General features: G+C 31.9%; 10 protein-coding genes. 9 read left to right on the top strand and 1 reads right to left on the bottom strand.

Annotated features, from left to right (window positions below; translation table 11 throughout):
- Nucleotides 1-15 precede the first annotated feature (15 nt).
- On the bottom strand, nt 16-861 hold the full coding sequence (locus ACH5TX_RS17385) for an AraC family transcriptional regulator (RefSeq protein ID WP_439340766.1): 846 nt from the start codon (nt 859-861) through the stop codon (nt 16-18).
- Between the two features lie 444 nt (nt 862-1,305).
- Between ACH5TX_RS17385 and ACH5TX_RS17380 the strand changes: the two genes are divergently transcribed.
- From ACH5TX_RS17380 to ACH5TX_RS17340, 9 genes are all read left to right on the top strand, one after another.
- Nucleotides 1,306-2,256 (top strand): dihydrodipicolinate synthase family protein, encoded by a 951-nt coding sequence (locus tag ACH5TX_RS17380; RefSeq protein ID WP_439340765.1) that lies wholly within the window; start codon nt 1,306-1,308, stop codon nt 2,254-2,256.
- A 26-nt stretch (nt 2,257-2,282) separates the two neighbouring features.
- The gene (locus ACH5TX_RS17375) at nt 2,283-3,806 is read left to right on the top strand and encodes an aldehyde dehydrogenase (NADP(+)) (RefSeq protein ID WP_439340764.1); all 1,524 of its coding nucleotides are present in this window, start codon (nt 2,283-2,285) and stop codon (nt 3,804-3,806) included.
- A gap of 51 nt (nt 3,807-3,857) precedes the next feature.
- Entirely contained in the window at nt 3,858-4,865 is a 1,008-nt protein-coding gene (locus tag ACH5TX_RS17370) for a 4-hydroxyproline epimerase (RefSeq protein WP_439340763.1), read from the top strand.
- 107 nt (nt 4,866-4,972) lie between these two features.
- Nucleotides 4,973-6,217: an NAD(P)/FAD-dependent oxidoreductase gene (locus ACH5TX_RS17365; RefSeq protein WP_439340762.1), complete on the top strand. Its 1,245-nt coding sequence runs from the start codon at nt 4,973-4,975 to the stop codon at nt 6,215-6,217.
- A gap of 335 nt (nt 6,218-6,552) precedes the next feature.
- Nucleotides 6,553-7,128: a hypothetical protein gene (locus ACH5TX_RS17360; protein ID WP_439340761.1), complete on the top strand. Its 576-nt coding sequence runs from the start codon at nt 6,553-6,555 to the stop codon at nt 7,126-7,128.
- Nucleotides 7,129-7,222: 94 nt separating this feature from the next.
- Nucleotides 7,223-8,023: a hypothetical protein gene (locus ACH5TX_RS17355; RefSeq protein WP_439340760.1), complete on the top strand. Its 801-nt coding sequence runs from the start codon at nt 7,223-7,225 to the stop codon at nt 8,021-8,023.
- Between the two features lie 72 nt (nt 8,024-8,095).
- Nucleotides 8,096-9,310: a M24 family metallopeptidase gene (locus ACH5TX_RS17350; protein ID WP_439340759.1), complete on the top strand. Its 1,215-nt coding sequence runs from the start codon at nt 8,096-8,098 to the stop codon at nt 9,308-9,310.
- Nucleotides 9,311-9,447: 137 nt separating this feature from the next.
- The gene (locus ACH5TX_RS17345; RefSeq protein ID WP_439340758.1) at nt 9,448-11,703 is read left to right on the top strand and encodes a S9 family peptidase; all 2,256 of its coding nucleotides are present in this window, start codon (nt 9,448-9,450) and stop codon (nt 11,701-11,703) included.
- Between the two features lie 45 nt (nt 11,704-11,748).
- Entirely contained in the window at nt 11,749-14,805 is a 3,057-nt protein-coding gene (locus tag ACH5TX_RS17340) for a beta-L-arabinofuranosidase domain-containing protein (protein ID WP_439340757.1), read from the top strand.
- The last annotated feature ends 9 nt before the right edge of the window (nt 14,806-14,814 follow it).

Here is a 14,814-nt window from a genome sequence, read left to right as displayed (position 1 = left end):
ATTAAAATTAATAAGTTAAAACTGTTGAGTTCTATAATGGGAAGGAGTTACCCCTTTAATTTCTTTAAACTTTCTATTAAAATTAGCTACATTTTGAAAACCACATTCTTCTGAAATTGAAGAAATTGATAAATCTGGGTTGTTATAAATTAACTTACAAGCATTCTCAATACGTATTTCTATTAAAAACTGAAAAAATGTTTTATTAGTACGTTTTTTAAAATAACGACAAAAAGCATTTTTACTCATATTTGCTATTTCAGAAACAGCTTCTAAAGTTATAGGCTCATAATACTTTTCCATTGCAAAATTAAAAACATCATTCATGCGTTTCCCTTCATCCTCTGTATATTTCTTTTTATAAACAAAAGAAGATAATGTTCCTTTTTTTGCTTCATTAATATGATTAACAATTTTTAAAAGCGTCCCTATTCGCAGTACAGTATTTTGTCTTGCTAACTTTTTAAATTGTTTTATAACCTCTTTTTTTCTTGACAAAAGTCTAATGCCATGTTCTGCATCTTTAAAAAAGCTTTGGATACTAGTCATATCTGCTATACTAAAGAAATCTTTACCAAAAGAATCTTGATCAAAAAACAAATTGAGGCTAATTGATTCATCTGACGCACTAGCATCTGATTTGAATAAATGAGGAATATAACCGCCAATTACTAAAACATCATTTGCCTTATATTCATTAATAGTATCTCCTACAATTAAAGTACCAGATCCTTTAACTATAAATACAATTTGAATTTCCCCATGTTGATGTAGTTGATTATAAAAAATCCGATCTCTATACTCTTGATAAACGAGTGCTTGATTTTCAGGTTTAGGTATTTTAAACGGGAGAACTTTCATTTTTTTTAATCAAATAACACTAAAAAAATAAACAAAAACAATAAAATGGGGTAATATAATACATATGTACTATTAATTTACACATATGTATCAGTTCAAATTCTACATGCACTAAAATGGAATAATTAAACACTCAAGAATGTAAGAAATATGATTAAAATATTTAACTAAAAACATGCCATTAGTAAACAATTAAGGAATCATATTATATATCTTATTAAGAAATTTCTATTCATTAAAAAATCAATAACACCTACATTATTTAAAATTAAGGATACGTTAGTTTAATAAAAATAAATCACAATCCTAATATGCGAATATTGTAAAAGAAAAAGATTAACAGCATACTTATTAGGTAATATAATATCACAAAGTGCTAATAATTGTATGAAAAATTGTTCTACATACATTTACTTTTGTTTAAAATAAAAAAACACACATATTATGATACAATGGGAAGTCGTTATGCCAGCCGTTTTTACATGGCTAAAAGAGTCGGAATCCGGTACTCTTGAAATTGACTTTGATATAACAAAAAAACAAGCCGCAGCTGTTTTAAATGCTCAGGGTAAGGGTGGAAGCAGAATGGGCGGACTTGTAGCTTCTGGCACTCTGGGTGAGAATAAATACCTGAGTAACGAACAACGTCTATCTTTACTAAAATCCCTTTCTGAAGTTGCAAAAGAATATAATGTACCATTAATCAGTGGAGCTACTGCAGAAACTAAAGAAGAACTTTCCAAGATTATTGAAGGACTTGCAACGGTTGGAGTTGATACAGTCATGGTTATGCCACCAAAGACTAAGGAGGCACCTTCTGATGAAGAAATGTATGCGTACTATGAGCTTGCTGCAGCAACCGCAAAAGGGGCAGGTGTAACAATTATGCCTTATAACAACCCTGATGCAGCTGGATATCATGCTCTTTCAACTGATCTTCTTAAAAGACTTGCTGCTCTACCTGAAGTAACTGCTCTTAAAATATCGACGATAGATGTTTCAACTATTGAAATGCTTATGTTAGAGAACAAAAATTTAAAAATTTTAGCAGGTGTTGACAGTGTCACTGTATATGCAGGACTTGCTGGAGCATGTGGTGGGATTACAGGTGTAGGTACTATCTTCCCAAAAGCTAGTGTTACTATGCAAGAGTATATTTTAAAAGGAGAATGGGCTGAAGCAAACAAAATTTCTCAGGCTATGAATTCTATATCATACCTTGATGCTCAACCACTTTTAATGGAATACCTTAAATTTGCTATGGGAATTCATCATAATGATACAGATGGTGGACTTCGTACCTTTGGTAAAAAATTAACTCAAGAGCAAATTGACGATGTTCGAGCAAGATATGTTCTAGCAAAAGAAAGGCTTGAAGTTTTGGACTTATTATAGCTTACTACAAAAACACATAAAAGACAATGATAACAGGTAAAAATTATATTGGAAACAAACTTAGTGGAAAAGGAAGTGTTACTCATAAAACAGTAAACCCTAAGCTAAATATTGAAAACCCTACAGCTTTTATTGAAGCTACAGAAGATGAAGTTGATGAAGCGGTGCTATTAGCATCTGAAGCTTTTAAAGTATACAGAAAAGTACCTGGAACACAAAAAGCTGCTTTTTTAAATACTATTGCTGATGAAATCTTAGCATTAGATCAAGAATTAATTGATACCTATACAACGGAGTCTGGACTTCCAGAAGGTAGAGCAATTGGTGAACGTGGTAGAACAGTATTTCAATTACGTTCTTTTGCAGATTTAGTTTCTAATGACGATTGGAAAGACAATATAATTGAAGAAGCCATTCCAGATAGACAACCTTTACCTAAAGATGACCTTAGAAAAACGTCTATTCCTTTAGGACCTGTTGTTGTTTTTGGTGCAAGTAATTTTCCTTTAGCATTTTCAACAGCTGGTGGCGACACAGCAAGCGCATTAGCAGCAGGATGTCCTGTAATTGTTAAAGCACATCCTATGCATTTAGGAACTGCTGAATTAGTTGCTGCTGCTATTATAAAAGCTGCAGAAAAAACAGGAATGCCAAATGGTATTTTTTCTTGTGTTTCTGGTGGCATTGAAGTAGGTACAGCACTAGTAAAACACGCTAAAGTAAAAGCTGTTGGTTTTACAGGAAGTATTAATGGAGGTCGCGCACTGTTTGATATTGCTTCAAAACGCGAAGAACCAATTCCTGTTTTTGCCGAAATGGGGAGTATTAACCCTGTTATTATTACGCAAAAAGCCATTGCTAATAGATCTGAAGATATAGCAAGTACCTATGCTGGGTCTATCACTTTAGGCGCTGGTCAGTTTTGTACAAACCCAGGATTACTTTTAACTATTGAATGTGATGATACCCAAAAATTCATTACAGATTTAGCTGAAAAAACAATAGCTATTGCTCCACAAAGTATGTTACATCCAAATATTAAAAATGGATATGATAAAAATGGTGCAGCAAATACAGAACAACCTGGTGTTGAAGTTGCTGGAAAAGTATCAGGAACATTAGAACCTAACTTTGCAGCTTCTCAAATAAATAGTGTTTCTGGAGCAAATTTCCTTGCTAATCCTAAAACACATCAAGAAGTATTTGGTCCTTTCTCTTTAGTTGTAAGATGTAAAGATGAAGCCGAATTAATCGAAGTTATTTCTGGTTTAGAAGGGCAATTAACAGGAACTATTCTAGCTGAAGAAGAAGATTATGATAACTTAAGCGACATTGTAGATGCTTTAGAAAACCGGGTAGGACGAATTATTTTTAACGGTGTTCCTACTGGCGTAGAAGTTACTCCTTCAATGCAACACGGTGGTCCTTATCCAGCCTCAACAGATTCTAGGTTTACAGCTGTTGGAACAAATTCTATAAAAAGATGGGTACGACCTGTGAGCTACCAATCTTTTCCAATAGAATTACTTCCTGATTCATTAAAAAAATAAATAAAACCCGTATATTATACGGGTTTTAATAATCTTATATATAATAAACACATGTCAAGAAAAACCTTCTTTTGTGTTGATGCACATACTTGCGGAAATCCTGTTCGTGTGGTTGCTGGTGGCGGTCCAAATCTTATTGGAAATACAATGAGTGAAAAACGCCAACACTTCCTTAAAGAATATGATTGGATTCGCAAAGGCCTCATGTTTGAACCTCGTGGTCATGATATGATGAGTGGTAGTATTTTATTTCCACCTCATAATCCTGAAAACGATTTTGCTATTCTTTTTATTGAAACTTCTGGCTGTTTACCAATGTGTGGTCATGGTACAATAGGTACTATTACTATCGCTATTGAAGAAGGCTTAGTAACCCCAAAAACACCTGGAAAAATAAAAATGGAAGCACCAGCTGGATTGGTTGAAATTGAATACCAGCAAACAGGTAAAAAAGTGGACTGGGTTAAGCTAGTTAATGTAAAATCGTATTTAGCTGCTGAAAACTTAACCATTGATTGCCCTGAATTAGGAGAAATTACATTTGATGTTTCATATGGTGGTAATTACTACGCCATAGTAGATCCTCAAAAGAATTTTAGTGGTGTGCACGATTTTACCGCAAGTAAAATCATTCAGTATTCGCAAGTGGTTAGAGATCGAATCAATGCCAAATACCCTGACATGTTTATTCACCCAGAAAATGATACTATTAGAGATGTAAGTCATATGCTATGGACAGGTAATCCTATAGACCCAACTTCTTCAGGTAGAAATGCTGTTTTTTATGGTGATAAAGCGATTGACCGCTCCCCTTGTGGCACTGGAACATCGGCTCGTCTTGCTCAATTATATGCAAAAGGAAAACTTAAAATTGACGAACCGTTTATTCACGAAAGCTTTATAGGTAGTAAATTTACAGGTCGTGTTGTAGAAGAAACCACTTTAGATGGAAAAACAGCCATCATACCTAGTATTCAAGGATGGGCGAAAGTTACAGGTTACAACAATATCATTATAGATGATGATGACCCATATGCACATGGCTTTCAAGTGATTTAACAATAAAATTAAATAACAATAAAACACAGAATGCGTGCAGAATAAATCTATTTAAGAAATGATTTTACTGGCGCATTTTATTTTTCAATATAAATACATTAAAACTAATGCAAAAAGTAGTTATAATTGGTGGTGGAATTTCTGGATTATGTAGTGCTTATTACTTAATAAAAGAAGGCTATTCTGTAACTGTTTTAGATCAAAGTGATATAACAACTGGTGCATCCTTCATAAATGCAGGATACTTAACACCAAGTCATTTTATACCACTAGCAGCTCCTGGTATTATTACACAAGGTATCAAATGGATGTTTAATAGCTCTAGTCCTTTTTATATAAAACCCAGATTAGACTTTGATTTTTTTAAATGGGCATGGCTTTTTAAAAAATCGGCAACCAAATCAAATGTTGAAAAATCAATTCCTGTAATTAAAGAATTGAACCTAAAAAGTCAGGTGTTATTTGAAGAAATGCTTGCTACTCTAGATTTTAATTTTCATTACGAGAAAAAAGGTGTTTTAATGGCTTATAGTAATGCAGAGAGTGAAGAAGAAGAACATGAAATTGCCCATAGAGCTTTAAAAGAAGGACTTGATGTTACATGCTTAAACAAAGAAGAGCTCAACAAAATTCAACCTGTTTTATCAAACAATGTTATTGGTGCCGTACATTATAAATGTGATTCTCACATGACGCCTAACCATTTTATGACCTCTATGAAAACTTGGTTAGAAAATAATGGTGTTGTGTTTCATACCAATCAAAAAGTTGAAGACTTTACCGTAAAAAACAATAAAATAGTATCGGTAAAAACCGAATTTGTAAATTTTGAAGCAGATGAATTTGTTCTAGCTAGCGGAAGTTGGACATCTACTCTAGCATCAAAATTAAAACTAAATATTCCTATACAAGGAGGCAAAGGGTATAGTATGGATTTACACAGACCTACTGGCATAACGATACCAACCATTTTACTAGAAGCAAAAGCTGCTATTACACCTATGGATGGATTTACGCGTTTTGCAGGAACTATGGAGTTTTCAGGAAACAATAACTTAGTTAGAAAACAACGTGTTGAAGCTTTAGCTAATTCTGCAAAAAAATATTATAAAGACATCGAAATTACAGCCGAAGAACGAGCAAATGCTACTTCTGGTTTAAGACCTGTATCGCCAGATGGCGTTCCTTTTATTGGCAAAACAAGTAAATATTCAAACTTAACTATTGCAGCTGGACACGCTATGATGGGTTGGAGTTTAGGGCCTATTACTGGTCAATTAGTAACAGAATTAGTTGGAAACAAAAAATCTTCAGTAAATTTAAACCCGCTTGCACCAGAGCGTTTCAAATAAAAAAAACAATATTTAACTTACATTTATTGTTGTTTTTACTACTTGTTTTTAAATAAAAAGCTACATTATTAACATTATGATAACATTTATTCGTGATTAAAATCTTACTTTTAACTTCGTTATGCATAACAAAGTAATTATTAACATAAAACACAATATCATGAAAAAATTTATTTATTTATTTATTTAGTGCAATACTAATAAACTCATGCCAAAACGAAGAATTAATAGACGATAAGACTCAAAACGACTTAGAATATAAGGAAAAACTTGAAAACTTAATAACTATAGATTGGCTCAACAATTCAGATGGATTAAAAATTGATGATTCAAATATGTTAAAATTTGAAAATTTCGAGGAGGGTTACAAATATTTCTATGAAAATAGAATATTTATATCAGACACCATTACCTCTCAGTTAACTCCTACGCTCCTAACAAATAGCACTGAATCATCTTATAGCAAAACAACCACAATGTATGGAACAGATGCCGAGTACTATACAGGAGTAGTAAACACGATTGCCTCTTTAGGGTTCAAGGGGTTCTATTCAAGCATTAGTGCTAATTACGGTGTTAGTATTGCAGCACAATATGCATATCGAAGAAATTCTGCTTATGGTCCTAAATCATATTATTCTGCAAATTGCACAATAGCACAAAATAATCTAGAATTTGCAATGAGTGGATTCGGAACTATTTCTAAATTTGGATTGCCATCAACATCTGGAGGAACTAATACAATAAATACTCACCAAACTCTTATTCAAAGAGCAAGTTTTGGAGGCCTTATTGGACAAGAGGTTATAGATGCAGTAGCTACCAGTACTGTTCGTCTTACTTATTCAGGAGATATTATTAATCTCCCTATTATAATATCAACTCTGTCTGCTACATACAGAGAAGTATGATCACTTTCTATATTACATTAATTAAAAGGTGTTTAATCTTTTTTAAACACCTTTTATTTTTTTTATAAATATATTCTTTAAAAGATTAATTACTATGCCTAAAAAATTATTATTAATATCATTATTTTGCTTTATTCATTACACAGAAGCTCAAGTTTTTATGAATCAAGGAGAAGGCAGATTAATAGTAGAGCAATTTTTGTCTTTAACCGAAACTCCCAATTTTAACACCCCATATCAAACCTATACATTTTACATTAAGAATTTTAAAGTGCTACGAAAAAATTCACTACAAGATGCTAATTTAATTCAATCTAATAGCTCCTCGTCTAAAAAGGATAATTATACTTTAAAAAATAACCTTTCGGCTCGTGTACTTGCACCAACTTATATTCTTGATTTAAAAAAACAGGAAGCAATTGTTTTTGGTTTTAAAAACGATACAACATATTATTACAAAACAGAACTGAAAGACTTTCTTTTTAGCATTTATCGTATGTTTTTTAATGGTTATATAAACAAGCAACAAGATGACAAAAAAATGAAAACTTTAAATAAACATAAAGAAATAGCAAAAAACCTTTGCGAAGAATTTTTGTTTCCTTTCTCTGCTAAAGAATCAGGTAAAAATATTGATGCTCATTTATGGATTACTAAAAACAGAACACCTGTTAAAACACCTTTAGACAATATGTTTAAAGCTCCAAAATTTTCTATATTCTCAGCAACATTTCCACTTGATAAGAATAAGAATGGTCTTTCGGGCTTTATAACTTACAGAGTAAAAGAGATGAAAAAACAAGAAACCCCAGACAGTCTATTTCAAATCCCTAAAGGTGCCATATTGTTAACCAGAGAAGAATTTGAAAAACGCTACTTATACAGAGAAAATTAAAGTTAAATTATTTTTAAAACTATTATGACACATTAATCTTTACACTTAACTTTACACTAATAAAACAATAACATGAATACATTCGGAATAGGAGGATCTACAATAGAAGCAGAATTAAAAGCTATAAAGCCAACTGCACAATTAATAAAACCTATTCAAAAAAGTGAATATATAGCACGTATATACAAAGCTTGCAAACTCATGCAAACTCAAAATGTACATGCCGTTTATTTACATGCAGGCACTAACCTACTATATTTCACAGGAATGCATTGGCATCCGAGTGAACGTATGGTTGGTGCAATTTTATTCTCTAATGGTAGTGTTCACTATATTGCTCCTAACTTCGAAAAAGGTACTATTCTAGATTTCATGGTTATTGAAGGAACCATTCATTGTTGGGAAGAACATGAAAGCCCATTTACACTTTTAAACAACATTCTTAAAGAAAATAATGTTTTAGAAGGCGATATTTTAATTGATGAAAGTACTCCGTTTTTTATTTATGAAGGCATTTCTAAAGTAATTTCTTTAAACATTGAAAATGCTAAACCAATAATTTCAGCATGTAGAATGATTAAATCTGATGCCGAAATTGCCATTATTCAAGCTTTAATGGATATTACTCTAGAAGTCCACAAAGCAACCGCAAGAATTTTAAGAGTTGGCATTTCTGCAAAAGAAGTTGAAGATTTTATTCATGAAGCACATAAACGTTACGGTATTTCATCTGGATCCTATTTCTGTATTGTATTATTTGGTGTAGATTCTTCATTTCCACATGGAGTAAAAACACCAAAACCTTTAGAACTAAATGATATGGTTTTGGTCGATACAGGTTGTTCTCTTCATGATTATATTTCAGATATTACAAGAACTTATATTTTTGGAAAACCTAATGATTTACAACGCAACATTTGGAATACTGAAAAAGAAACCCAATTTGCTGCATTTAATGCCAGCCAATTAGGAAACACCTGCGGTTCTATAGATGATGCTTCACGACAAACTTTAGAATCTCATAATCTAGGTCCAGATTACAAACTACCTGGTTTACCACATAGAACAGGTCATGGTATTGGGTTAGATATTCACGAATATCCATATATTGTTAAAGGCAATAATACTATTTTAGAACCTGGAATGTGTTTTAGTAACGAACCTATGATTTGTGTCCCAAATGAATTTGGTGTTCGATTAGAAGATCATATTTATATGACTAATGATGGTCCTAAATGGTTTACTGAACCTGCGCATTCAATAGAGAATCCTTTTAAAATAAACTAATTACATTATAATTCGTACTAAAATAACAACTTAGCCCCCATCAACAAGGATGTTAAGGGTAATATACTATTAGTTTTAGCTAACATTACGCTATTAAATTTTACTATTAATGTATAATTTTATGAATTATACATTATATGAAAAAATTAAGTAAAAATATCGTTATTATTTGTTTAATTCTTAGCTTTTTTAGCTCCTTTAGTCAAGGAACTTTAGAAGAATATAAAAAATCGATTACATTAGATTCTTTATTTAAAAACAAAGTTTTTAACACTCCTAAAGATTTTCATTGGATTAAAAATCATTTGCTATGGTATGTTAATAATTCAGAAAAAGGAACTGATTATTTTTTAGTTGATGCAAAACAAAAAACACAAAAACTATTTTTTAATCATCAAAAATTTGCTGAAGTTCTTTCTAAAGAAACAGAAACAAATGTTGATTCTAATGATATAAATATTAATAATATACATTTTGATTCAGAACTTAATAGCTTAAAATTTAATTATAAAAACTTACTTATTTCTTGCAATCTCAATAACTACATTTTAAAAGTTTTAGATAGCATTAACCTCGAAGAAAAAAAAGATTGGGGCTATTGGGGAAACTTTTTTGATGAAACAAAAAACCCTCCAGTTGTTTCTCCCGATTCAAAGACGACAGCTTTCATAAAAAACTTTAATCTTTATATAAAAGATAATGAAACCAAAGAAGAAAGTCAATTAAGTTATGATGGTTCTCAAGGCTTTTATTATTCTTCATATATTAAATGGTCTCCAGATGGAAAAAAAATAATGGCGTATAAGGTAAGACCTGGTGAAGACCATAAAATATACTTTGTAGAATCGTCTCCAAAAGACCAACTACAACCTAAATTACAGTCTAGAGATTATAGAAAACCTGGAGATGAATTACCTTTTAAAAGTCCTCAATTATTTATAGTTGAATCTAAAAAACATATCGCTATTCCTACCACAGAATTCAGTAATCAATTTAATCTTCACAATATCAATTGGAGATCTGATAGTAAATCGTTTACATTTGAATACAACCAACGTGGACATCAAGCTTATAAAATTATTAATATAAACGCAGAAACAGGCAAACTAAATGTTTTAATAAACGAAACAGCTAAAACGTTTATAGATTATAGTGGTAAAAGATACAGGTACGATATTAACGATGCTGAGGAAATAGTTTGGGCTTCAGAGCGAGATGGTTGGAATCATTTATACTTATATGACGGAATTAATGGAGTTGTTAAAAATCAAATAACCAAAGGAAAATGGGTTGTTAGAAAAGTGATTCATGTAGATGAAGAAAATAGAACCATCTATTTTACAGCTAGCGGATTAGATAAAAATCAAGATCCATATTTTACACATTATTGCAAAATAGGTTTTGATGGAAAACATTTTAAACGACTTACTACAGAAAATGGTAATCATACAGTTACGTTTTCAAAAGATTATAAGTATTATGTCGATCAGTATTCAAGTGTAAACACACCACCTGTAACAGTTTTAAAATCAATAGACAATACCAAAACTATTTTAGAACTTCAAAAAGGCGATAACACAGCTTTAATAAACGAAGGCTGGATAGCTCCAGAACCTTTTAAAGTAAAAGGACGAGATGGTGTAACCGATATTTGGGGTATTATCGTGCGTCCAACATCTTTTAACCCTAATAAAAAATATCCTGTTATAGAATACATTTATGCAGGACCTCACAGTTCTTTTGTTCCTAAAGATTTTCATGCTTATTATTGGACCATGTCTTCTTTAGCAGAACTTGGCTTTATTGTTGTACAAATAGATGGCATGGGAACTTCAAATAGGTCGAAAGCATTTCAAGACATTGCCTGGAAAAACCTTAAAGACGGAGGTTTCCCAGATAGAAAATTATGGATGAAAGCGGCTTCAAAAAAATACCCTTATATGAATATTGATAAGGTAGGTATATTTGGAGGTTCTGCAGGTGGTCAAAACGCTGCAGCTGCTTTAGTTTTTAATTCAGATTTCTATGATGTTGCCGTAGCTTCATGTGGCTGTCATGATAATAGGATGGATAAACTATGGTGGAATGAACAATTTATGGGGTATCCAATAGGTCCACATTATGCAGCCTGTTCTAATATTGAGAATGCAAAAAAACTAGGAGGAAATCTTATGCTCATTTTGGGAGAGGTTGATGATAATGTAGATCCTGCAACAACGATGCAATTTGCAAATGCATTGATTAATGCAAATAAAGATTTTGAGTTAGTCACAATTCCAGGAATGCCACATTCTTTGGGAGCAACTTACGGAGACCGAAAACGTAAAGATTTTTTTGTAAAACATTTAATGAACGTTTCACCTCCCTCATGGAACAAAATTTACAATCACTAAAAAAAATTAAAGATTTAATAAAAATTGAAGAAAAAGAATTTAATTATGAAGATATATAAGTTACTCATTTGCTTAACAGTAGTTTTTACAACCTTAAACACAACAACTTTATACGCTCAAAATGGCGATCAAATTTTAGATGGTATTGGAGAAACAGGGTTAATTGCTCGTTACATTTTTAATGGCAATACAAAAGATTGGTCTAGAAATAATCTACATGCTACTCTTAAAGGAGAGAAAGCTACATTTATAAATGATGCTCTTTTTGATAAAGTAATTTCACTATCAGCAGAAAGTGAATCATATATTACCATTCCTAGCGAAGCTGTTAATAATGAAGAATCTATTAGCATTACGGGGTGGATTAATTTACAATCAACAAAACATGGTCAATCATTTTTTGATTTTGGAAAAAACAACAAATCTCATGTTTTTATTACACCAACAGGAACTAAAAATGAAACTGGTTTTTTAGCTAAAATTGTTTCTGATACAAAAACTTATAAAACAAAGCCATCTACTATAGAAACTAATAAATGGGTAATGCTATCTGTTGTTCTTGACATTCCTTCTAAATCTATGCGCACCTATCTTAATGGTGTACTAGTAAGCGAAACTAAAAACGTAGAACTAGAATTAGACCAATTATTTAAAAGTAGCACAAGCGAAAAAAACAAATTATATATAGGAAAATCATTATTAGCTAATCAACCATACCTTAATGCTAAATTACATGATTTCAGAATTTACAGAATTCCTTTAAATGAAGCACAAATAGCTAGAATATATTATAAAGCATTAAAACAAGAAGATAAAATAGTAAATGAGAGAGAGAAAAAAGATGACGATCTTGAGGTCTTTTCAGAAGCAAAGCCTCAACTTTATAACGAATACTTAATAAGTATTCCTGATATTGAAGTTGAAACAGTATTAGGCACGCTTCCTCGATTACCTCGTTACATTAAAGGTATTTATCAAGATGATATTAAAATATCTAAAACGCGTGTCATTTGGCCAGCTCCTATAGACAATAGAAATGTTCTTAAAATTGGAACATATACAATAACAGGAACCATTCCTGGAACAAATTTAAAGCCAAAAGCTACAGTAAGTGTAAAAGAAAAGCAAACAAGCAAGACTCCTAATCAAAAATTAGATGTCTTTAATTTAGATCAAGTATCACTAAACACTGATAGTAATGGACATAACACCAAGTTTATTGAGAATCGTGATAAATTCATAAATACGCTTGCAACAACAAACCCTGATAATTTTCTTTATATGTTTCGTAATGCTTTTGGTCAAGAACAACCTCAAGGTGCTGAACCTTTGGGCGTTTGGGACAGTCAAGACACTAAATTACGTGGGCATGCAACAGGACATTACCTAACAGCTATTGCTCAAGCTTATGCCAGTACAGCTTATGACAAAGCTTTACAAGCTAAGTTTTCTGATAAAATGGAATATATGGTTAGTGTGCTATATAAATTATCACAATTATCAGGTAAACCAAAACAGGCAGGAGGAAAACATGAATCAGATCCAACAGCTGTTCCTCCAGGACCAGGAAAGTTAGATTATGATTCAGATTTAAGTGAAACAGGTATCCGTACAGATTACTGGAATTGGGGTGAAGGATTTATTAGTGCCTACCCACCAGATCAATTTATCATGCTAGAAAAAGGTGCTAAATACGGAACAGACAATTCAAAAGTATGGGCGCCTTACTATACACTACATAAAATACTTGCTGGGTTAATGGATATTTATGAAGTAAGCGGTAATGAAAAAGCACTAGAAATAGCTAAAGGCATGGGTAGCTGGGTACATGTTCGTATGCAACAGTTACCAACCGAAACGCTTATTAGCATGTGGAACACCTATATTGCTGGAGAGTTTGGTGGTATGAATGAAGCCATGGCAAGACTTTTCAGGATAACAAAAGACAAACACTATTTAGAAGTTGCACAAGCATTTGACAATATTGATATGTTTTTTGGAGATGCTAATCATACGCATGGGCTTGCTAAAAACGTAGACACCTTCCGTGGATTACACGCTAACCAACACATTCCACAAATTGTAGGAGCTTTAGAAATGTACCGTGATTCTAATGTCTCTGACTATTTTCATATATCTGATAATTTTTGGTATAAAACTACCAATGATTATATGTATAGTATTGGAGGTGTAGCAGGAGCTCGTAACCCTAATAATGCTGAATGTTTTATAAGCGAACCTGCAACCATTTATAAAAATGGTTTATCGGCTGGAGGGCAAAATGAAACTTGTGCAACGTACAACATGCTTAAATTAACCAAAAACCTATTTCTTTTCGATCAACGTGGAGAGTTAATGGATTACTATGAACGTGGTATTTATAATGACATTCTTGCTTCTGTTGCAGAAGATAGTCCTGCCAACACATATCATATACCATTAAGAGCAGGATCTATAAAACATTTTTCAAATCCAGATATGAAAGGGTTTACATGCTGTAATGGTACAGCATTAGAAAGTAGTACAAAACTTCAAAACTCTATTTATTTTAAAAGTAACGATAATAAAGCTTTATATGTAAATCTATATATACCTTCAACTTTAAATTGGACAGAAAAAAATGTTATTATAGAACAAAAAACAGCTTTTCCTAAAAAAGACAACACACAATTAACAATAAAAGGAAAAGGGAAATTTGAGATTAATGTTCGTGTTCCACATTGGGCTACTAAAGGATTTTTTGTAACAATTAATGGAAAGAAACAAAAAGTAGATGCAAAACCAGGAAGCTATTTAACGTTATGTCGCAAATGGAAAAACGGTGATGTTATTGAACTTAGCATGCCATTTCAATTTCATCTAGAATCTGTTATGGATCAACAAAACATTGCTAGTCTATTTTACGGACCTGTTTTACTTGCAGCACAAGAATCTGAATCTCGTAAAGATTGGCATAAAATAACATTAGATGCTAAAGACATTAGTAAATCAATAGAAGGAAATCCAGAAACATTAGAGTTTTATATAGGAGACGTACTTTTTAAACCGTTCTATGAAACGTATGGCCGTAACTCTGTCTATCTAGATGTAAAACTAAAATAGTTATAATAC

It is taken from the genome of Thalassobellus citreus (assembly GCF_044385915.1).
In the GTDB taxonomy this organism is placed as follows: domain Bacteria; phylum Bacteroidota; class Bacteroidia; order Flavobacteriales; family Flavobacteriaceae; genus Thalassobellus; species Thalassobellus citreus.
Note: the sequence above shows the minus strand (reverse complement) of the source record. Positions and strands in the feature narration are given on the sequence as shown.

Bases quoted from the DNA above. Each gene is read 5' to 3' on its own strand.
- ACH5TX_RS17375 (WP_439340764.1), top strand. From the start codon at position 2,283: ATGATAACAGGTAAAAATTATATTGGAAACAAACTTAGTGGAAAAGGA.
- ACH5TX_RS17370 (WP_439340763.1), top strand. From the start codon at position 3,858: ATGTCAAGAAAAACCTTCTTTTGTGTTGATGCACATACTTGCGGAAAT.
- ACH5TX_RS17350 (WP_439340759.1), top strand. From the start codon at position 8,096: ATGAATACATTCGGAATAGGAGGATCTACAATAGAAGCAGAATTAAAA.
- ACH5TX_RS17365 (WP_439340762.1), top strand. From the start codon at position 4,973: ATGCAAAAAGTAGTTATAATTGGTGGTGGAATTTCTGGATTATGTAGT.
- ACH5TX_RS17340 (WP_439340757.1), top strand. From the start codon at position 11,749: ATGAAGATATATAAGTTACTCATTTGCTTAACAGTAGTTTTTACAACC.
- ACH5TX_RS17360 (WP_439340761.1), top strand. From the start codon at position 6,553: ATGTTAAAATTTGAAAATTTCGAGGAGGGTTACAAATATTTCTATGAA.
- ACH5TX_RS17380 (WP_439340765.1), top strand. From the start codon at position 1,306: ATGATACAATGGGAAGTCGTTATGCCAGCCGTTTTTACATGGCTAAAA.
- ACH5TX_RS17355 (WP_439340760.1), top strand. From the start codon at position 7,223: ATGCCTAAAAAATTATTATTAATATCATTATTTTGCTTTATTCATTAC.
- ACH5TX_RS17345 (WP_439340758.1), top strand. From the start codon at position 9,448: ATGAAAAAATTAAGTAAAAATATCGTTATTATTTGTTTAATTCTTAGC.
- ACH5TX_RS17385 (WP_439340766.1), bottom strand. From the start codon at position 861: ATGAAAGTTCTCCCGTTTAAAATACCTAAACCTGAAAATCAAGCACTC.